The sequence below is a fragment of the Bradyrhizobium sp. CCGB20 genome, assembly GCF_024199855.1.
Taxonomy (GTDB): Bacteria; Pseudomonadota; Alphaproteobacteria; order Rhizobiales; family Xanthobacteraceae; genus Bradyrhizobium.
Map to the genome: position 1 here is coordinate 923,774 of NZ_JANADN010000001.1, position 20,593 is coordinate 944,366.

At 64.3% G+C, this 20,593-nt stretch carries 18 protein-coding genes; 10 read left to right on the plus strand and 8 right to left on the minus strand.

Annotation, left to right across the window (positions count from 1 at the left end; genetic code table 11):
• Window positions 1-148 precede the first annotated feature (148 nt).
• On the plus strand, window positions 149-571 hold the full coding sequence (locus NLM15_RS04330) for a GFA family protein (RefSeq protein WP_254115600.1): 423 nt from the start codon (window positions 149-151) through the stop codon (window positions 569-571).
• Window positions 572-748: 177 nt separating this feature from the next.
• Here the strand turns inward: NLM15_RS04330 and NLM15_RS04335 are convergent, their stop codons facing one another.
• Window positions 749-2,308, minus strand: a complete 1,560-nt coding sequence (locus NLM15_RS04335; RefSeq protein ID WP_254115602.1) for a winged helix-turn-helix domain-containing protein — start codon at window positions 2,306-2,308, stop codon at window positions 749-751.
• A 373-nt stretch (window positions 2,309-2,681) separates the two neighbouring features.
• Here NLM15_RS04335 and pcaB point away from each other — a divergent pair, with 373 nt between their 5' ends.
• Window positions 2,682-4,043, plus strand: a complete 1,362-nt coding sequence (pcaB, locus tag NLM15_RS04340; protein WP_254115603.1) for a 3-carboxy-cis,cis-muconate cycloisomerase — start codon at window positions 2,682-2,684, stop codon at window positions 4,041-4,043.
• 113 nt (window positions 4,044-4,156) lie between these two features.
• Window positions 4,157-5,413 (plus strand): aminopeptidase, encoded by a 1,257-nt coding sequence (locus tag NLM15_RS04345; RefSeq protein ID WP_254115605.1) that lies wholly within the window; start codon window positions 4,157-4,159, stop codon window positions 5,411-5,413.
• Window positions 5,414-5,593: 180 nt separating this feature from the next.
• Here the strand turns inward: NLM15_RS04345 and NLM15_RS04350 are convergent, their stop codons facing one another.
• Window positions 5,594-6,145 carry a hypothetical protein gene (locus NLM15_RS04350; RefSeq protein ID WP_254115606.1) on the minus strand — a complete coding sequence of 184 codons (552 nt, stop codon included), beginning with the start codon at window positions 6,143-6,145 and terminating at the stop codon, window positions 5,594-5,596.
• Between the two features lie 237 nt (window positions 6,146-6,382).
• Between NLM15_RS04350 and NLM15_RS04355 the strand changes: the two genes are divergently transcribed.
• Window positions 6,383-6,838 carry a cupin domain-containing protein gene (locus NLM15_RS04355; RefSeq protein ID WP_254115608.1) on the plus strand — a complete coding sequence of 152 codons (456 nt, stop codon included), beginning with the start codon at window positions 6,383-6,385 and terminating at the stop codon, window positions 6,836-6,838.
• Between the two features lie 102 nt (window positions 6,839-6,940).
• Here the strand turns inward: NLM15_RS04355 and NLM15_RS04360 are convergent, their stop codons facing one another.
• The 5 genes from NLM15_RS04360 to NLM15_RS04380 all read right to left on the minus strand — a co-directional run bounded on the left by NLM15_RS04360 (window position 6,941) and on the right by NLM15_RS04380 (window position 11,885).
• A complete protein-coding gene (locus NLM15_RS04360; protein WP_254115610.1) occupies window positions 6,941-7,993 on the minus strand; it encodes an amidohydrolase in 1,053 nt (350 codons plus the stop codon).
• Between the two features lie 113 nt (window positions 7,994-8,106).
• Window positions 8,107-8,628: a hypothetical protein gene (locus NLM15_RS04365; RefSeq protein WP_254115612.1), complete on the minus strand. Its 522-nt coding sequence runs from the start codon at window positions 8,626-8,628 to the stop codon at window positions 8,107-8,109.
• Window positions 8,629-8,692: 64 nt separating this feature from the next.
• A complete protein-coding gene (locus NLM15_RS04370) occupies window positions 8,693-9,508 on the minus strand; it encodes an MBL fold metallo-hydrolase (protein ID WP_254115614.1) in 816 nt (271 codons plus the stop codon).
• Window positions 9,509-9,612: 104 nt separating this feature from the next.
• Window positions 9,613-11,139, minus strand: a complete 1,527-nt coding sequence (locus NLM15_RS04375) for a permease (protein ID WP_254115616.1) — start codon at window positions 11,137-11,139, stop codon at window positions 9,613-9,615.
• Window positions 11,136-11,885, minus strand: coding sequence for an ABC transporter ATP-binding protein (locus tag NLM15_RS04380; protein WP_254115624.1), 750 nt, complete (start codon window positions 11,883-11,885; stop codon window positions 11,136-11,138). The genes NLM15_RS04375 and NLM15_RS04380 overlap by 4 nt, the downstream gene beginning before the upstream one ends.
• Window positions 11,886-12,148: 263 nt before the next feature.
• Between NLM15_RS04380 and NLM15_RS04385 the strand changes: the two genes are divergently transcribed.
• The 6 genes from NLM15_RS04385 (at window position 12,149) to NLM15_RS04410 (ending at window position 18,918) form a co-directional block, all read left to right on the plus strand.
• On the plus strand, window positions 12,149-13,024 hold the full coding sequence (locus tag NLM15_RS04385; RefSeq protein ID WP_254115633.1) for a branched-chain amino acid ABC transporter permease: 876 nt from the start codon (window positions 12,149-12,151) through the stop codon (window positions 13,022-13,024).
• Between the two features lie 5 nt (window positions 13,025-13,029).
• A complete protein-coding gene (locus NLM15_RS04390) occupies window positions 13,030-14,181 on the plus strand; it encodes a branched-chain amino acid ABC transporter permease (RefSeq protein ID WP_254115635.1) in 1,152 nt (383 codons plus the stop codon).
• Window positions 14,178-14,936, plus strand: a complete 759-nt coding sequence (locus NLM15_RS04395) for an ABC transporter ATP-binding protein (RefSeq protein ID WP_254115637.1) — start codon at window positions 14,178-14,180, stop codon at window positions 14,934-14,936. Before NLM15_RS04390 ends, NLM15_RS04395 begins: the two co-directional genes overlap by 4 nt.
• 3 nt (window positions 14,937-14,939) lie before the next feature.
• Window positions 14,940-15,728, plus strand: a complete 789-nt coding sequence (locus tag NLM15_RS04400) for an ABC transporter ATP-binding protein (protein ID WP_254115639.1) — start codon at window positions 14,940-14,942, stop codon at window positions 15,726-15,728.
• A gap of 76 nt (window positions 15,729-15,804) precedes the next feature.
• Window positions 15,805-17,643 carry a long-chain fatty acid--CoA ligase gene (locus NLM15_RS04405; RefSeq protein ID WP_254115641.1) on the plus strand — a complete coding sequence of 613 codons (1,839 nt, stop codon included), beginning with the start codon at window positions 15,805-15,807 and terminating at the stop codon, window positions 17,641-17,643.
• Between the two features lie 75 nt (window positions 17,644-17,718).
• Window positions 17,719-18,918 (plus strand): ABC transporter substrate-binding protein, encoded by a 1,200-nt coding sequence (locus NLM15_RS04410; protein ID WP_254115643.1) that lies wholly within the window; start codon window positions 17,719-17,721, stop codon window positions 18,916-18,918.
• Between the two features lie 251 nt (window positions 18,919-19,169).
• Here the strand turns inward: NLM15_RS04410 and NLM15_RS04415 are convergent, their stop codons facing one another.
• Window positions 19,170-20,294, minus strand: coding sequence for a lysozyme inhibitor LprI family protein (locus NLM15_RS04415; RefSeq protein WP_254115645.1), 1,125 nt, complete (start codon window positions 20,292-20,294; stop codon window positions 19,170-19,172).
• Between the last annotated feature and the right edge of the window lie 299 nt (window positions 20,295-20,593).

The following is a 20,593-nucleotide window of genomic DNA, read 5'->3' on the forward strand; positions in this document are numbered from 1 at the left end:
ACGGATCTTGCCGGACTTTCAGCCATTCACGTTTTCTCGGGGTGAGTCCTCCTCGCCCCGATGCCTCTCCCCGCAACCGCCTTCGCCGAGACTTCGGCGAACAGGAACGGGGAGAGGATTTCCAATCTTCATCAACGGAGACGACCAAATGAAACATGTCGGAAACTGCTTCTGTGGCGCGGTCACGATCGAGGTTACGGGCGAGCCGGCGGCGATGGGCTATTGCCATTGCCGCTCCTGCCGCTCGTGGTCGGGCGGGCCGGTGAACGCCTTCAGCCTGTGGAAGCCCGAAGCCGTGCGCATCACCGAAGGCGCCCAGCATGTCGAGACCTTTGCCAAGACCCCGCTCAGCCAGCGCAAATACTGCAAGAAGTGTGGCGGCCATCTCATGACCAATCACCCGCCGCTCGACCTGATCGACGTCTTCACCGCCACCATTCCCACGCTCGCCTTCGCGCCCGGCGTCCACGTCAACTATTCCGAGACGGTCCTGCCGATGCGCGACGGCCTGCCCAAGCTGAAGGACTTTCCGGCCGAGTTCGGCGGCAGCGGCGAGATGATGCAGGAGTAGCTTTCTTCCTTCTCCCCTTGTGGGAGAAGGTGGGGCGAAGCGCCGGATGAGGGGTTCTCTCTCCACTTGCAAGACCGCTCGTGAGGATAGGACCCCTCACCCGGCTTCGATGCTTCGCACCGAATCCACCCTCTCCCACAAGGGGAGAGGGTGCACCGTCCGCTTGGCGTTTAGGGGCTACCTCATCCCCGCGCGCCGAAACCCTTCCAGATAGTGCTCGCGATCCTGTTCCCGCAGCATCGGCAGCTCGCGCGTAAGCCAGGCGAGCGAGATGCCGGGCTGGGTGCGTTGCAGGCCCCGCAGCGCGGAAGCCGCGAGCTGGGGATCACCCGACATGCCGGCGGCTGCCGTCAGCACGCGATGGGCGCCGACGAAATCGGCGCGCTGCCGCATCGATTCCCGCGCCATCTGGATCGATGCCTCATAATTGCGGCCGATGAACTGGGCATAGGCGGCAACGCCGCAATAGATCGCCGCGAGCGGATCGCGCGGGCTCAGCCGCAGCGCGCGGCGTGCGGCGGCATCGCCATCCTGCCACCTTCCCGCGTAGCACAGCGTCACGCCGTAGAACGCGTGCGCCATCGCAAAATTCGGATTGAGTTGCAGCGCCAGCTCGAACTCCGCCAGCGCGTCGTCGAAGCGGCGGCGGAACAAGTAGGTATAAGCGAGACCGTGATGAGCCCAGGCGTCCTCGCGATCGGCTTCCACCGCCGCGAGCGCCGCGCGTTCGGCGACCGGCACGGTCATGGCCATGTCGGCCCAGCCCATATGCGCGCCGAAGATATGGCTGGTCGCGAGCAGGCCCAGCGCCTTTCCATAGGCGGGATCGATCGCGGTTGCCTGTTCCAGCAGTCCTTGCGCGACGGCATTGTCCTCGCGCGTGATGCGCCAGTAGTGCGACAGCGCACGCATCACGAGGTCCCAGGCATCCAGGCTGCCCGGCGGCTTCTGCTGGGCGCGAAAACTCTCGGCGGTATAGAGCTGCGGCTCGATCGCGGCGACGATCGCCTCGGTGATCTCGTCCTGCACGGCGAAGATGTCGGCAAGCTCGCGGTCGTAGCGCTCGGCCCAGAGATGGCTGCCGGTCGAGACGTCGTTGAGCTGCGCCGAGATGCGCAGGCGCTCGCCGCTCCGCCGCACGCTGCCTTCGAGGACGTAGCGTACGCCGAGCTCGCGCGCGACCTCGTGCATGTGCACGGCGCGGCCCTTGTAGACGAAGGAGGAGTTGCGGGCGACGACGAAGAACCAGCGCAGCTTCGACAGCGCGGTGATGATGTCCTCGCTGATGCCGTCGGAAAAATAGTCCTGCTCGCGGTCGCCGCTCATATTCGTGAAGGGCAGCACGGCGATCGCGGGACGTTCGGGCAGTGCGAGCCCCGCCTGCGGCGCCCGGGCGACACGGCCCGGCCCCGGCGCGGCCGCGACGAGCTGCGTCTGGACAGCGCCGACGAAACGAAACCCCTTGCGCGCAATGGTGCGGATCAGCGCCTGGTTCGCGCCGCTATCGCCGATCGCCTTGCGCGCCGCGTTGATCCGGCTGGTCAGGGTGGATTCGGAGACGCTGCGCCCGTGCCAGATCTTGTCGATCAGCTCATCCTTGCTGACCACCCGGTCGCGGTTCTCCATGAGGTGGACGACGAGGTCGAAAACCTGCGGCTCCACGGCCACGGGAACCTGCTCGCGGCTCAGCTCGCGCCGGTCGGTATCGAGAAGGTGGTCCCGGAACAGAAACTGCACGTCGAAAACTCAAACCTCACAATGACATCGGGCAAATGATGAAATCAGAACGAATTTCGACTTGAAGTCTGTGAGTCCACCGAACGGTCAGCCGGGTTCACCACGATCGCGGGATGGCAGCCATGCTGTTTTCGGATGGGAATACACTTCGGATGGAATATGGCGATTTGAGCCAGATTGCCGCGGGCAGGGGCCCAGCGTAGCCCGGATGAGCGAAGCGACATCCGGGGCCGGTCGTCCTGCCACGTTCTCTCTTGTCATTCCGGGCTAGCGCTCCGGGCGGCCCGGGATGACGGAAGCCGTGGCTTTGCCGAACAGCGTGGCCTGCGTAAGCTGCCCGCCCACACAAAACACCAACCATAAAGAAACTCCCATGCCCGCTTTCCCCGCCTCGACTACCGTGCTCGACTCCATGTTGTTCCGCGACGCGTTCGGCACGCCCGAGATGCGCGAGGTGTTTTCGGACGTCACGCTGGTCGGCCGCTATGCCGAGGTCGAGGTGGCGCTGGCGAAGGCGGAGGCCAAGTGCGGCGTGATCCCGCAGGAAGCCGCCGACCAGATCGCCGCACGGACCGACGTCGCCGCACTGGATTTCGATCTGTTGCGGCAGGAGACCGACATCGTCGGCTATCCGATCCTGCCGCTGGTGCATCAGATGGTGAAGCAATGCGGCGAGGCCGGCCGCTACGTGCATTGGGGCGCCACCACGCAGGACATCATGGACACAGCCGTGGTGCTGCAGCTGCGCGCCGCGCTAGATATCGTCGAGCGTGACATTGCCGAGCTGCGTCGCATCCTCGCAGATCTCTCGAAACGCCATCGCGACACGCCGATGGCGGGCCGCACCCATCTCCAGCAGGCGCTGCCGGTGACGTTCGGCTACAAGACCGCGATCTGGCTCGCGATGTTCGATCGCCACGCCGAGCGCCTCGCGCAGTTGAAGCCGCGCGTGCTGGTCGGGCAGTTCGCCGGCGCCGCCGGAACGCTGGCCTCGCTCGGTGACAAGGGGTTTGAGGTGCAGGAGGCGCTCTGCGCCGAGCTCGGGCTCGGCGTGCCCGCCTCGACCTGGCACGTCGCGCGCGACGGCTTTGCCGAGGCCGTGAACTTCCTGGCGCTCGTCACCGGCTCGCTCGGCAAGATCGCGCTCGACATCATGATCATGGCCTCGACCGAGTTCGCCGAGGTCTACGAGCCCTTCGTCAAGGGCCGCGGCGCCTCCTCGACCATGCCGCAGAAGCGCAACCCGATTTCCTCGGAGTTGATGCTCGCGGCGTCCAAGGCGGTGCGCCAGCATGCCGGGCTGATGCTGGATGCGATGGTGCAGGATTTCGAGCGCGCCACCGGGCCCTGGCATGCCGAATGGATGGCGATCCCGGAAAGCTTCGTGCTTACCGCCGGGGCGCTGCACCAGGCGAAGTTTGCGCTCGCAGGCCTCATCGTCGATGAAAAGAAGATGAACGACAATCTCGCGGTCAGCCGCGGCCTGATCGTGGCCGAAGCGGTCATGATGGGGCTGGCGCCGCAGATCGGGCGGCAGGAGGCGCATGACGTGGTCTATGACGCCTGCCGGCTCGCCAACGAGAAAGGCCTGACGCTGGCGGACGCGCTCTCGTCCGACGCCCGCGTCTCTGCCAGAATCGACCGTGCCACAATCGATGCGCTGACTTCACCGAAAAATTACCTCGGCCTCGCGCCCGCCATGGTCGATCGGGTGCTGAAATCGGCAACGCGTTGAAAACCAAACTGCGTGAAACTGCGCATCTACTTCGTGTCGCAAGGCGCTCGCGCACTTGCGCCTTGCGATGCTAGACTTAGATTGAACGAGAGACCTTCGGCAGAGGACCCCGCATGACTGATCACCGCAATTCCGCCGCTCCCATCGATCCCGCGAAACTCGACCGGCTGGCCGAGGTGGCGGTGAAGGTGGGCCTGGGCTTGCGGCCGGGGCAGGATCTGCTCTTGACGGCGCCTGCGATCGCGCTGCCGCTGGTGCGGCGGATCGCCGTGCATGCCTACAAGGCCGGTGCCGGCATCGTGACGCCGATACTCTCCGACGAGGAGATGACGCTGGCGCGCTACCGCCACGGCCACGACAACAGCTTCGATCGCGCCGCCAACTGGCTCTACGAAGGCATGGCCAAGGCATTCTCCGACAACACCGCGCGACTCGCCATCGTCGGCGACAATCCGATGCTGCTGTCGGGCGAAGATCCTTCCAAGGTGGCGCGCGCCAGCAAGGCGAATTCGATGGCCTATCAGCCGGCGCTGGAAAAAATCGTCAATTTCGACACCAACTGGAACATCATCGCCTATCCGAGTCCATCCTGGGCCAAGCAGGTATTCCCTGACGATCCCGAGGACGTTGCGATCGGCAAGCTCGCGGATGCGATCTTTGCGGCATCCCGCGTCGACCGCGAGGACGCGATGGGCAATTGGGCGAGCCACAACGCGGTGCTGCGCGAGCGCACCAACTGGCTCAACGGCCAGCGTTTCCGCGCGCTGCAATATTCAGGTCCCGGCATCGACCTCACCATCGGGCTTGCCGACGGGCACGAGTGGGAGGGCGGCGCCTCGCTGTCCAAGAACGGCATCAGCTGCAATGCCAACATCCCGACCGAAGAGGTTTTCACCACGCCGCATTGCCGGCGCGTCTACGGCCATGTCGTGAGCTCGAAGCCGCTGTCCTATCAGGGCACGCTGATCGACAACATCGCGGTGCGCTTCGAGGACGGCAGGATCGTCGACGCAAAAGCCTCGCGCGGTGCGGAGGTGCTGAACAAGGTGCTCGATACCGACGAGGGCGCGCGGCGGCTCGGCGAGGTGGCGTTGGTGCCGCATTCCTCGCCGATCTCGCAGAGCGGGCTGTTGTTCTACAACACGCTGTTCGACGAGAACGCTGCCTCGCACATCGCGCTCGGCCAGTGCTATTCGAAATGCTTCGTCAACGGCGCCCAGCTGACGCCGCAGCAGATTGCCGCGCAAGGCGGCAACCAGAGCCTGATCCACATCGACTGGATGATCGGCTCGGCCGAGACCGACATCGACGGTATCCTCGCCGACGGCAGCAAGGTCCCGGTGTTCCGCAAGGGCGAGTGGGCGAAGTAACGCGTCCTGCGGCCGTCCTTCGAGACGCCCGCCGCCGGCGGGCTCCTCAGGATGAGGTCTTGTTTCGTTGTGACATCTTAGACCCTCATGGCGAGGAGCGCCGTTATGGCGCGCGTCCGCGGACGATGCTTTGCATCGCCGCGAGAACCATGCAGGCCGAGCACGTCCCGTTGACGCCCCTCACGCCGCCGCATTGCGCAGCATCCGGTTGTTGTCGATGCTGAAGCGGTTGAAGAGCGTCGTGAACGGGCTGCCGTCGGTGGCCCGCACGATGGCGTCGGAGGCAGCGACCGCCTCGTAAAGCGCACCGACGGGATCGTCAGCCTCGGGCAGGTCGAGGCTCCCGCGAATTTCCTCGCGCGCCTCGTTGACGTCGCCCTCGTCCTCGAGTGTCGCCTCCAGCGCATCCGCCGCGCGCCGCATCTCCGCGAGATCTCCGCCGGCGGAGAATTTGAGGATGTCGAGCCAGTAGGGGCGGGCGACGACGAGCTGGACGAACGCCTCGAAACTTTCCGCGATAATTCCGGCCCGTCCTTCCGATGAGACATAGAGCACATTCCGCGACGGCAGCAGCACGAAGGCGCCGGAGCCGTCGCTACCGATCTGCCGGGGACTATCGACGCCATCAATGGTGAACCAGCGCTCCTCGTCGGCCGCGAAGGAGACGTCGAGGCTGCCGAGCCTGGCAACGACCTCGCCTTGGGCGGTCAGAACCTCCGGGGTGAGGGGCATCGTATGGGCTCCTTCGATGGTCACTTTCGCGCACTTTGTCGCACCCCGGAAACGAAGGGTTCATCTGCGCGAATTTGCAGGGAAATTCGGCGTTAACCTCTTCGCACCTGCAACTTGCGGCTGATTCTCGGGGCCTGCGTAAGAAAGAATTAAAAACCGGCTACTAGCGTCCCAACATCTTTCGAAACAATCCGGGCCGAGACCCGGCCATACATATTTTATTCCCTGGGGAAGCAGATGTCGCGCGCATTGATTGAAATCGGTAGCTGCAACGTGGATCTCGAGCTGCGGCCGATCGAGCCGTCCTGGATCATCGAGGGCAATCCGGTGTCGCGTTCGCACATCCTGTCCACCAGCGACGACGGCACGGCCTCGACCATCATCTGGGCCTGCACCGAGGGTCGCTTCAACTGGTACTACGATATCGACGAGACGATCATGATCATGGAAGGATCGATCGTGCTCGAAAGCGACGGCATGCCGCCGAAGCGCTACGGCCCGGGCGACGTCATTTTCTTCCGCGATGGCGCGCATGCCAAATGGCATGTCGAAGGTCACGTCAAGAAGATCGCCTTCTGCCGCAAGACCAATCCGGTGATGATCGGTTTCCTGATCCGCGTCGTCAACAGGCTCAAGCGGATGTTCGTCTCCGCCGGCGAGCGCCGTCCCGCCTCGCTGTTGGGAGCCGGCTAGAGCTCGAACAATAACGTTTCAGGGACGCTTCCCAGCGGCCACGACGGAAGAGGGGCCGGGACCAACATCCCGGCCCCTCTTCTCGTCATGACGCAAATCTTGTCATGACGGCAAATCGAGCCGGTAGACATCGGTCGCGGTCTGCGAGAACAGCGCCGTCTTTTCGGCCTCGCTCAAGGGCGCCGCGATACGCTTGAAGGCGTTGAAGATCACCTGGTAGCTGCACTGGCCCTTGTCCGGCGGGAAATTGCTCTCGAACATCGCGCGCTTCGGCCCGAACGCTTCGATGCAGGTCTCGACATAGGGCCGCCAGGCCGCGGCAAGCTCTTCGGATGACGGGGGCTTGGGCCGCAGGTGGAAATCGTAGCCGAGCAGGCACATTGCGAGGCCGCCAAGTTTCACCACGACGTTCTCGCACTTTGCGATCTCCTGGATCGACGCGCGCCACTGCGGGAACACCTCTTCGCGCCGCCCGGCAAAGCGGCCGACGCCGGCCGGACCGCCGCAATGGTCGAGTACGATTTTGGTGTCGGGAAAGGCGCGCGCGAGCTCGGTCAGCTCGCCGATCTGCGGGTGAAACAGCCAGGCATCGAAGCTCAGATTCAGCGGCGCGAGGCAGGCAAAGCCTTTGCGGAAGGTCGGGTCCTGCAACAACGCCTTGGGCCTGTTGGCATACATGCCGGCGACGGCGGGGTCTTCGTCCCAGGCCGAGGAATGCCTGATGCCGCGGAAGCGGCCGTTGCCCGCCGCGATCTCAGCCTCCAGCACCGGCTTGGCGGCATCGCCCAGCAGCAGATTGACGTGGCTGACGATGCCGGCGCAGATCGCAGCCTTGCCGTAGCCGCCGCTTGCGCTCATGGCGGCAACGCCGTTGGCGAACTCGACTTCGCCGACGGGCCGGAACGCCTCGGGCCCGTGCGCGCGATACATCGAGCGGCAGTCGACATAGACGGTGGCGATGATGTTGTGGCCGGAGGCGATGTCGGCGGCCATCTCCTCGATCAGATAGCGATGTCCGCGATTCCAGAGATGATGGTGGGGATCGACGATCGGCCGGGCCGGATCGATGATGTCCTCCTGATGTTGCGCGAGCCAGTCCTCGCGCGGCTCGACGAATAGCCCGCTCGTGTTGGCGGGCAGACTGCTTGCAGCCATCGGCATTCGCTCCCGTTATATTTTTTGTGGTGGGAGCCTAGCACCTCATCTCTCCACGCAGCAGCGCGTGTTGCGCAACCGCACCTGTCACCGCGAGCACAGCGGCGCCATCGTCAGCCCTTGCGCCGCTTCGCCCGCACATCGACCACAAGGCGCCAGTCGATCGCGGTGGCAGGCTTGACCTCACCAAGCCAATGGAAGGAATCGGCTGCGATTTCTGTAAAACTCCAGCGCGTCAGGTCGCCCGCATCGGTCGTGCCTTCCTGAACGATGTCCCCGCCGCGCGGGCGGCCGATCTGCTGGCGGAACACGCAGCGCGCAGGATCGAACCAGGAAATCCGCCACGCGGAAATGGAGGGGTCGTAGACCCGCAGCGTCGTGCCGTACCAATTGCCGGCGATTGGAAAGGCGGGGGTGCCTGCTGGTTGGGGAATGATCCAAACGTCCTGCACGGCGCGGCCCTCCAGCACCCATCCGAAATGGATCTCGCCGGGCGCGGTGTGCCTGGTTCCATCAGGGCCGTGAGCGGTGATCTCGGCATCCCAGTCGCCGACAAAGCGGCCGTAAAGCTGGAGCGCTGCTGCGTGCTCGGGGTTCGGTCCGTCCGCGTGCAACAATCTTGCGAAGTCGGTCATGTCGATCTCCTGTTACGGGAGATCAGCACGGTTGGCTGTGCGCCGGCTTGGAGAAAGTTGCGCCTCAGACGCCGTCGAGGATGATCACGGTCGGTTTCGCCGGCAGCATATCCCGCGACATGCGCAGGAAGCGCTCGCTGCGCCGGTCGATCTCGAACTGCTGACCGATCAGGTGCATGAATTCGTCGAGCGGGGTGGCGAAGCGGTGCATCGGCAGCACCACCGAGGCGCGCAGCCGCTTGGTGATCTCGGAGACGCCGTTGAGCGACATGGTGTAGGTGCCGTCGATCGGCACCATCACGATGTCCAGCCGTCCGATCTGCGCGAAGTGGCTGTCGTCGAGCTTGTGATGGAGATGGCCGAGATGGCCGATGCAGAGGCCGGCGACCTCGAAGATGAAGATCGAATTGCCGTCGCGGATCATGTCGGCACCGGCATCGTCGCCGAAATAGCGACGGATATCGGTCGTGACGTTGCGGATGAATGTGTCGCCGATGCGCTCCGACACGATGGCCGGTTTGCCGTCCTCGCCCCAGCCATGCAGCACATGGGGAATCCGCTGGTCGGGGAAGAGCGTGTAGTGCGTGCTGTGGGCGCGGTTCATGGTGACGACGTCAGGCAGCCGGCCGACCTGGTAGGCGCCGCTATAGTCGGTGGCGATGCGTAAGCCCCCGGGCGTGTCGATGAAATAGGTGGAGTGGCCGCCATAGGTGATCTGGACTTCGGCCGCCGCTGCCGCCTGCCGGAAGGCGGCCGGTATCGCGCGGGGGGCGGCGTTCGCCATCGCCAGGCATTCGCTGCGCTGGGGCGGCTGCTGAGCGAGCGCAGGAGAGAGGAATGCGCCGAACAGCGCCAGAGCCGCTGAAACCAGTCGCCGCATGAATCCGTCCCCGATGACTTCAGGCGAAGTCTAGCGTGCAATGCAGCGCGTGGCCAATGGGCCGCGATCAACAGCGCGTCAGTGTCGCACCCTCACTCCCGCCCCTATTGGCGCCTTGGGCTGAACTTCCAGGTGATGGCGACGAGGCCGGCTGTGATCAGGCCGCTGATGAGGCCGGCGATCGGCAGGGCCAGCAGCAGCGCCGCGCTGGCGGCCCAGCCGATCGAGGAGAAGGCTTCCGCGAAGGTCGCAAGTCGCGACGAGGTCTGGCGGCGGCGAAATTGGCTGCGCCTTGCCTGCACGCGGAACCAGAGCTGGATCGCGGTCGCGGACGCCGCGCTGATGATAACGGCTCCGGCGCTGACCGCGGCCTGGAACGGCGAGGCAAAGCCGAGCGCTGCAATCAACGGGCAGAAGATGACGGCGATGGCGATCAGCACCACCTCGATCTTGGCGCGGATGACGCTGGACGGTGTCAGCGGGGCGGTCGCGACCAGATCAGGCGCGTCCTCGCCCGAGATCGTCAGCCAGGCGAGCCCGCCGGCGAGCTGTCCCGCCGCCATCACGATGACAGGTGTGATCAGCGTCAGCGCCGCGGAGCTGTCGGCAAAGTTACGCCAGAGCAGCAGCGCCGGCGGCACCAGATAGAGCAGCTGCATCAGGGTCTGCGAGATCAGCCAGGGATCGCGCCACAGCAGCATGAATTCCTTGCGCCGCAGCGCCTGTTGCCGCGATCCGCCGCGGAACGGGCGTTCCTTCGCGCGCCTGCGGCCGGAGGCGCCGTAAGCGGCGGCATCGATCGCGGTATCGGCGAAGCGGCGCGAGAAGATCGCCATCACACTTCCGAGCAGCACGAGCCCGAGCGCCAGGAGCAGCAGCAGCGCTTCACTGTCGCCCATGGTCGCGCGCGCCGGCCACCACCAGATGCTGTCGACATCAGGCGCGTAGGCGGCGAGGCTCTCCGAGGTCAGGATGGTGAAGCGCGACAGCGTGCCGTAGGACATGATCGCGGCGACCTGGAGCGCGATCACGAAGCCGGCGCCGATGATCGCGGCGAGGATCTGGGCTATGAGGCGTGTGCGCGCCGGGCCGATCAGGCGGAACAGCAGGATGGTGACGGCGATCGCGATCGCCGCGGCAGAGACACCCATGGCGATGACGACGCCGAACGCCGCAAGCCATCGCGCGCCGCCGCCGAACACCAGCACGTCGATGAAAGGCGTCGAGAACAAGAGCGCCATCACCGTGACGGTGAGCGCGATCGCGGCGATGCGCACCGAGAACAGATTGGCCAGCGTCGCGGGCGAAGACATGATGAGGTCGAGGTCGGCACGGGCGTAAAACACCCGCGTCACGGATTCGATCGCCTGCGACAGCATCAAGGTCCAGGCGAGGAAGATCGTTGCCGAGATCACGATCAGCGAGGATTTGTCGAGTGGCAGTTGCAGATCGGCGAAGCGGCCGATCACCGCCCAGGCGGGCACATGCAGCAGTGCGGCGAAGAAGAGCAGGCCAATGACGGCCGCGCGCGCCCGCTTGCGCCGGCCGCCGGTCATCATGGCGAACCATTCGCGCCGGGCGAGCCGGAGCTCGTGACGGGCAAACCAGGACAGGGCGGTCGCCGAGCTCATGCGGCTTCCGGAAGGGTCACCAGCGCGATGAAGAGATCTTCCAGGCTGGTGTCGGCATGGCCGTTCTGCTGGCGCAGCTCGGTCAGCGTGCCCTCGGCCACCAGACGGCCCGAGGCGATCACGCCGATGCGATCGGCCATGCGTTCGGCAACCTCGAGAATATGCGTGGTCATGATGATGGTGCAGCCGGCCTGAACGCGCTGGCTGAGGAGACCCTTCACGTGGCGGGCGGAAACGGCATCGAGGCCCGTCAGGGGTTCGTCGAGGATGATGAGGCGGGGATCGTGCACCAGCGCGCCGGCCAGTGCCACCTTCTGGCGCATGCCTTTGGAAAAGCCCTCGCAGCGTTCGTGCCGGTGCGGCTCGAGCCCGAGCGAGCTCAGCAGCTCCTCGGCGACCGGTTCCGAGACGGATGGCGCGATGCCCCAGAGCCCGGCGACGAATTCGAGATATTCGAGCGGGGTGAGCTTGTCGTAGATCATCGGCTCGTCGGAGACCCACGCCATCACCTGCTTGGCGGCCACCGGATTCTGGAGCGCGTCGATGCCGAAGATCGAGACCGCGCCGGCATCGGGCCTGAGCAGGCCCGCAACCATGCGCAAAGTGGTGGTCTTGCCGGCGCCGTTGGGGCCGACCAGCGCATAGAATTCGCCGGCATGGATGGTGAGATCGAGGCTGTCGACCGCCAGACGGTCAAAACGCTTCGTTAACCCCAGGACTTCCAGTGCCGACTTGTCCCGCTTCATGACGGCCACACCATCCGGTTTTGCATCGCTCGCGACCATGAGCCCAAGATGTTTCGGCACCGTGAATCTACGGCCCACAAATTCCGCCAGCCGGCTTCGACTAAAGGCAAGTCACCGTTTGTTGACAGCGTTGGACGGTTCAGGCTGAATTGGCACCGGGACAAATGACGCTAACGCGGCGAAACGACTGCGTAGCGACTGGACACAAGATGCGGCAAGGCGGTCACGAAGAACCGCTCGTTGCATCGGGAGGATGCGCGGCGATGCTGGATTTCGTTCAGCAGCTGGTCAGCGGTGTTGCGCTCGGCTGCGTCTACGGCCTGATCGCGCTCGGCTTCGTGCTCGTCTACAAGGCCACCGAAGTCGTCAATTTCGCCCAGGGCGATTTGATGATGCTGGGCGGCTTCTTCGCCTTCACCTTCATCGGCATGTTGGGACTGAACTACTGGATCGGCTTTGCCGGTGCGGTGGCCGCCATGGCGTTGTTCGGCATGCTGGCGGAACGCGTGGTGGTGCGGCCGATCCTCGGCTATCCGCAGTTCTCCATCATCATGGCCACCATCGGCCTCGGTTATTTCCTGCGCTCGGTCGCCGGCATGATCTGGGGCACCGACGATTTGAAGATCGAGACACCGTTCAGCCAGGGCGTGCTGCGCGTCGGCTCGCTGGTGCTCGCCTACGACAAGCTCTCGGTGATCGCGGCAACGATGATCCTGTGCACGCTGCTCTGGCTGTTCTTCAACAAGACCACGCTCGGCACCGCGATGCGCGCCAGCTCCGAGAACATGCTGGCGGCCTATTACATGGGCATCCCGGTCAAGCGCGTGGTGTCGGTGGTCTGGGCGATCAGCGCGGCGGTCGCGACCTGCGCCGGCGTGCTGCTGGCGCCGATCACCTTCATCCATTCCAATGTCGGCCTCGTGCTCGGCCTGAAGGCGTTTCCCGCCGCGGTCCTCGGCGGCTTCGGGTCGATCCCCGGCGCGGTCGTCGGCGGCGTCCTGATCGGCGTGATCGAGAGCATGGCCGGCTTCTATCTGGCGGAGGGCTGGAAGGACGTCGCGCCCTATGTCGTGCTGCTTGCCGTTCTGCTCTTGAAGCCTGAAGGCCTGTTCGGCCTCCACGTTCGCAAGAAGGTCTGAACGCCATGCGGTTCCTGTTCAAGACCAGCTACGACGACGACATCAAGCTGTTTCCGCATTCGGGCTATGTCGTCTCCTACGGCATCCTGCTCGCGCTGCTGCTGATCGCGCCCTACGTGCTCTCCAGCTATCTGATGAGCCAGCTCGTCTTCGTCTGCATCTACGCGACCGTTGGCGTCGCCCTTCTGATCCTGACCGGCTTTACCGGGCAAGCCTCGCTCGGGCATGCCGCGTTCCTCGCGATTGGCGCTTACACGGCGGCGTACCTCCAGAAATACAATGTGCCGTTCCCGGTCTACTTCCTCGCGGCAGGCGCCCTGACCGGCCTGATCGGCGCGATGGTCGGCTTTCCGGCGCTGCGGCTCCAGGGCATCTACCTCGTCATCGCCACCATCTCCTTTGCCTTGATCGTCGAGGAGATCCTGGCGCGCTGGGAGAGCGTCACCAATGGCAACGAGGGCATGCGGGTCAAGACGCTGTCGCTGCTCGGCGTCCCCGTGCCGCGCGACAGTCCGACCTTCTATTTCCTCTGCCTCGCCGTGCTGGTTCTGACCATCGTCGGGACGCTCAATCTGTTGCGCTCGCCGACGGGGCGCGCCTTCGTCGCGATCCGCGACAGCGAGACCGCGGCGCGCAGCATGGGCGTCAATGTCGCGCTGTACAAGGTGAAGTCCTTTGCGATCTCGGCGGCGATCACCGGCTTTGCCGGCGTCCTGTTCGCCCACAAGCTCTCCTTCATCTCGCCGGAGATGTTCACGCTCCAGCTCTCGATCGAGTTCATCATCGTGATCCTGATCGGCGGTACCTTCAGCCTGCACGGCGCGGTGCTGGGCGCGATCTTCATCGTGATGATCGACCCGTTCCTGACCTATCTGAAGGACGACATGCCCGGCATCATCGCCGGCATTGCCGCCACCTTTGGAGCGGGCCCTGCGACGGCCGCCAACGTCCAGTCCAAGGTCGCGGCCTTCGCCTCGCTCAACGGGCTGAAGGGCGCGATCTACGGCATCATCATCGTGCTGTTCGTGCTGTTCGAGCCGCTCGGGCTCTACGGCCGCTGGCTCAAGATCAAGCTCTTCTTCCAGCTGTTCCCGCTCTACAAGCGCGCCACCTTCAAGCGTCAGAAGATCTACGTGAAGTCGGAGCGCAACCGATGAGCTATTTCCGCGCCGAGAACCTGTCGCTGCATTTCGGAGGCCTGAAGGCCGTCGACGCCGTGTCGTTCGCGGTCGAGAAGGGTGAGATCCTCTCGATCATCGGGCCGAACGGCGCCGGCAAGAGCTCGATCTTCAACTTGATCTCGCGGATCTACCGGCCGACCTCGGGCCGCATCTTCTTCGAGGACCAGGATATCACCGAGCAGCCGCCCTACGACATCGCCAGGCTCGGCATCGCCCGCACCTTCCAGAACATCGAGCTGTTCGAGAACGCCACCGTGCTGTCGAACCTTCTGGTCGGGCGCCACCGCCATTCGACCACGCAGCTCTGGCAGGAGCTGCTGTTCCTGCCGAGCGTGCGCGCCAACGAGAAAATGCATCGCCGCCGGGTCGAGCAGGTGATCGAATTCCTCGATCTCGAACCCTATCGCGACAAGCTGATCTCCGGCCTGCCCTACGGCGTGCGCAAGGTGATCGAGCTGGCGCGCGCGCTGTGCTCGGAGCCAAAACTGATCCTGCTCGACGAGCCGTCCTCCGGCCTGAACGTCGAGGAGACCGGCGACATGTCGTTCTGGATCCGCGACCTGAAGAACGAGCTCGGCGTCACCGTGCTGATGGTCGAGCACGACATGTCGCTGGTCAACCGCGTCTCTGATCGCGTCATCGCGCTGAACTATGGCCGGGTGCTCGCCATGGGCTCGCCTGCTGAAGTGCAGCAGCATCCCGATGTCGTCGCCGCGTATCTGGGAGCCTGACGCATGGACGCCGCCGTCACGCCCGAGATCATCTTGAAGCTCTCCAACATCGAGAGCTACTACGGGCCGATCATGGCGATCCGCGGCATCTCGCTGGAGGTGCCGCGCGGCCGCATCGTCACCCTGCTCGGCGCCAACGGTGCCGGCAAGACCACGGTGCTGAAGACGATCTCGGGCATTCTGGATCCGCAGAAGGGCGCAATCGAATTCATGGGCAGGTCGATCCAGCGCATGGAGGCGGACCGCATCGTGCGGCTGGGCCTCAGCCATGTGCCGGAGGGGCGCGAGGTGTTCCCGTTCCTCTCGGTGCGCGAGAACCTGATGATGGGGGCTTATCCACGTAAGGACCGTGATGGCGTTGTGGAGGATCTGGAGCGCGTCTACGGCTATTTCCCGCGGCTGAAGGAACGCATCAACCAGCCGGCCGGCCAGCTTTCCGGCGGGGAGCAGCAGATGCTCGCGATCGGGCGTGCGCTGATGAACCGGCCGACGCTGCTGCTGCTCGACGAGCCCTCGCTCGGCCTGTCGCCGCTGCTGGTGAAGGAGATCTTCACGATCATCCGCCGCGTCAACGAAGAACAGGGCATGTCGATCCTGCTGGTCGAGCAGAACGCCAAGGTGGCGCTGGAGACGGCACATTACGGCTATGTGCTGGAGATCGGCCGGATCGTGATGAACGACACCTGCGACCGCTTGATGCATTCCCAGGACATCCAGGAATTCTACCTTGGCGCCAAGGAAGCGGGCGCACGAGGCGAGCGGCGCTGGAAAAAGAAGAAGACGTGGCGTTAGATAGGTGATCCCTCCGCCAACAAAGACCGCCGGCAAGGCAGGCAATGGAGGGGAAGGCGACAAGGAGGAGAGGCGCATGGTCCGGCCGGCGGTGCTGACGGTCGCTGATACGATCGCGAAGAGCTTCTTGCGCGCCGCCGAGACGCGGGGCGACAGGCCGGCTATCCGCGAGAAGAAATTCGGCATCTGGCAGCCGACCAGCTGGCGCGAATGGCTGGCGATTTCGAAGGAGGTCGCATACGCGCTCCGTGCCTCCGGCTTCATGCCCGGCGACGTCGCCTCCATCATCGCCAACGCCGTCCCGGAATGGGTCCATGCCGACATGGGCATCCTGTGCGCCGGCGGCGTCTCCTCGGGCATCTATCCGACCGATGCATCGTCCCAGGTCGAATATCTGGTCAACGATTCCCGGACCAGGGTGATCTTCGCCGAGGACGAGGAGCAGCTCGACAAGGTGCTCACTTGCCGCGCGCGCTGTCCCTCTCTGCAAAAAATCGTCGTGTTCGATATGGAAGGCCTCAGCGGCTTTTCCGACGACATGGTGATGTCGCTCGACGAATTTCGCGCGCTCGGCCGCAACCACATGGTTGGCCGCGAGGCGCTGTGGCAGGAGATGATCGACAGCCGCAGCGCCGGCGACCTCGCCATTCTCGTCTATACCTCTGGCACCACCGGTCCGCCCAAGGGCGCGATGCACGCCAACCGCAGCGTGACGCATCAGATGCAGCACGCCAATGACTTCATCCCGGCGCGGGAAGACGAGGACCGGCTGATCTTCCTGCCGCTCTGTCACGTCGCCGAGCGCATCGGCGGCTACTACATCTCCGTCGCGCTGGGCTCGGTGATGAACTTTGCCGAGAGCCCCGAGACGGTCCCTGACAATCTGCGCGAGGTGCAGCCGACCATCTTCCTCGCGGTGCCGCGGATCTGGGAAAAATTCTATTCCGCGATCACCATCGCGCTCAAGGACGCGACACCGCTCCAGCAATGGGTCTATCGCCGCGCCATCGCGGTCGGCTATCGCATGGTCGATTGCCGGATCGAGGGCAAGGCGCCGCCACTCTCGCTGCGCATCGCGAACAAGATCGCCTACCGGCTTGCGTTCCGCAACATCCGCCGCATGATCGGGCTCGACCGCTGCCGCATCGCGTTCACGGGCGCCGCGCCCATCGCGCCGGAGCTGATCCGCTGGTATCTCGCGCTCGGCATCGACATGCACGAGGTCTACGGCCAGACCGAGAATTGCGGGGTGGCGACCATGATGCCGGCGGAGCGCATCAAGCTCGGCTCGGTCGGCACAGCCGTGTCCTGGGGCGAAGTCGCGCTGTCGCCCGACGGCGAGATCCTGATCAAGGGCGACTTCCTGTTCATGGGCTATCTGAATCAGCCGGAGAAGACGGCCGAGACCATCGACCATCGCGGCTGGCTGCACACCGGCGATGTCGGCACCATCGACAACGAAGGTTTCGTCCGCATCACCGACCGGATGAAGGACATCATCATCACCTCCGGCGGAAAGAACGTCACGCCGTCCGAGATCGAGAACCAGCTCAAATTCTCACCCTACATCTCGGATGCCGTGGTGATCGGCGACAAGCGGCCGTATCTGACCTGCCTCGTGATGATCGACCAGGAGAATGTCGAGAAATTCGCCCAGGACCACGACATCCCCTTCACCAATTATGCGAGCCTGTGTCGCGCGACGGAGATCCAGGACCTGATCTGGCGCGAGATCGAGGCGGTCAACGGCAATTTCGCCCGCGTCGAGACCATCAAGAGATTTTACCTGATCGAACGCCAGCTCACCCCGGAGGATGAGGAGCTGACGCCGACCATGAAGCTGAAGCGCGGCTTCGTGAACAAGCGCTATGCCGTCGAGATCGAGGCGATGTATCGCCAGCGTGCGGTCGCCTGAAAAATTTCGTTCGAGAAAGCGAAGGAGCCGTGGCCCCGCCCTTCGCGCAATACGGGCCAAGGAGAGGAGAGGTCAATGTCGAGATCGTTGAGAGCGTTCGGCCTTGCGGTAGGCGCGGTTGCGCTCACCTGTCTGCCGGCGGCTGCGCAAACCAAGGTCACCAATGACGGCATCTCGGCTAGCGAGATCGTCATCGGCACGCATCAGGATCTGTCCGGTCCGATCAAGGGCTGGGGCGTGCCGGTTGCAAACGGCATGAAGATGGCGACCGAGGAGGTCAACGCCGCCGGCGGGATCAACGGTCGCAAGATCCGGCTGGTGGTCGAGGACAGCGGCTACGATCCGAAGAAGGCCGTGCTGGCGTCGCAAAAACTGATCGAGCGCGACAAGATCTTCGCGATGGTGGGACCGATGGGGTCGCCGACCGTGCTCGCCGCGCAGGACATCCTGTTCGACGCCGGCGTGTTTCAGCTCTTCCCGCTGACGGCGGCCGAGTTCACCTTCAAGTTCGATCCGGCGAAGCCGCAGGAGCGGCTGAAGTTCAATAATCTGCTGCCCTATGTCGAGAGCACGCGGGCGGCGCTGAAATACATGATGGAGTGGAAGAAATTCCAGAAGCCCTGCATCATGCATCAGGACGACGAGTACGGAAAGAATGTGCTCGACGGCTTCAACCAGCAGCTCACTGCCATGAAGGTGCAGCCGGCCTCGATCACCAGCTACAAGCGCGGCGCCTCCGACTTCAGCGCGCAGGTCGCCAAGATGAAGTCGGACGGCTGCGATCTCGTCGTGCTCGGCACCATCCTCCGCGAGACCATCGGCGCGATGACGGAGGCCAAAAAGCTCGGTTGGGACGTCACCTTCCTGGGCGCCTCGCCGACCAACGTGCAGGAAGTGCCGATGTTGGGCAAGGACGCCGTCGAAGGCCTCTATGCGGCGAGCCTGTTCGAGATCCCCTACGAGGACAGCGCCAAGGGCAAGGTGAAGGACTGGCTGGTCAACTACAAGAAGATGTTCAACTCCGACGCCAACACGCAGGCGATCATCGGCTACAACGCGATGATGACCTTCGCCTTCTATGCCGACAAGGCGGGCAAGGATCTGACCGGACAGAAGATGCTGGACTCGCTCGAGTCGGGCGAAAAATTCCTCGACATCTTCAACTCGCCCCCGACGAAGTTCTCCAAGACCGACCACCTCGCCAACACCATCACCCAGGTGCAGCAGGTCAAGGGCGGCCGCTGGGTGCTGGTGAAGGACAATCTGATGTTTTGATGGAAGGGCGGCCCTCGCGGCACGAAAGGTCCACCCTCTCAGCTTGTGGGAGAGGGTGGATCGCTGCGGAGCGGCGAGCCGGGTGAGGGGTCTCTGTCCTCACGAGAAGTGTTGCGAGTGGAGAGAACCCCTCATCCGGCGCCATAGCCGAAGCCTTGCTTCGGCGTTCCTAAGAACGGCGGCCGAAGGCCGCCTAAGCCACCTTCTCCCACAAGGGGAGAAGGAAGAAAGAGAGAGTTGGGTAAGCGCTCCTACGATCCCCCGCCCGCGGTGCCCGAATTCACCGGCGCCAATTCGTCCTCCCGGCAACGCCAGCCGTCGGCGGCTTTCACGAACGCAAAGGTCCGCTGGATCCTCAGCCGGCGCGTGACGTTGAAGGCCTCGCCGGATCGCTCCCTGTTGCCGGCCCCCGGTTGCGGACGGCCGGTCCTGGGGTCCCAGCAGGTGCCGGTGCAGGTGGAGGCGACCTTGCTGCACGTGGTGAAGGGCGCCAGCACCACCATCTCGATCTCGCCCGTGACCTGCGCCTCCTGGTCGGTCACCTCGCTGTCGAGCGCGTAGACGCGGTTGATACGGAGGAAATTGCCGCACGAATTGGCGGCGTGAATCCGCGCGGCGCAGAAGTCGACGGCGTCGGTGTCGGGGATGCGGGCCGCGACCTGCCGGCCGAACACCTTCTTCGGATCGCCTTTGGCAGCAGCGATCTGCTCAGTTCTATGCTTGAGATAATCGGCGAGACACTCTTCCGCGGAGCCAAGCTCGGCGAGTGGCACGTTCTCCTTGCCGACGAGATTGCATTTGCGATCGCGCTCTCTTGTCCACCTTCCGTATTCGGCGAAGGCAAACCGTGCCGCGGTCGGATCCAGCCTGCCGATCAGGCCGAGCACCTGGCTGTTGAGCTCGGTTTCGCTGAGCGCCAGCGACGGGTCCGCACAGATCAGCGCGCCCGCCGCGGTGTTGGCCGCGAGACAGTCGAAATCCGGATCGCGCACGATGGCGGCGCGCTCTTCGGTGACTTTGAGAAGACACGCCTTCACCCGGTCGAAATCATCGGTGCGGATGGCGGTCTGGCCGACGATGCCGCAGCCGAGGTTGCGCTGCCGGATCCAGATCGCATTCTCCTCGATTCCAGGCAGGCGATCGGGCAGGCGGGCGAGCCGCGCCTCGATCGCCGTGCCGAGCTTCTCGGCGGCGGCAGACAGCTCGGCGTCACCGCAGAACAATTGATTGCCGGGATCGCGGATTTGCTGGCAGTTGTTGCTGGCAAACAGCGGCAGCCTGTCGGCAATGGAGCGGTCGGATGGGCCCGATTGCGCGAAGCCCGGTGCCGCCGGCATGACCAGCAGCGCAAGCACAGACAGCACGATGAACCGCATTCCAGTCGCCCCCGCATGGAAGGCGCCATGCTAGCGTCCCGGATCGCGCGGCGAAACGGCTTTGTGGGCGATATGGTTTGTGCGGAATCGTAGCTCGGATGGAGCGAAGTGCAATCCGGGATTCGTGCAGCAGGCGATAAAGACCCCGGATTTCGCGGAGCCTGTCATCGGGCGGCGCTTTGCGCCGACCCGTTGGCTCCATCCGGGCTACAAGCTAGGGCGTGTACTCGTAAATGCCTCGAATGCAGAAGTTTTGCCTTGGTTCGAAAAGCTAGCGTCCTCATCGGTCAGCAACCAGA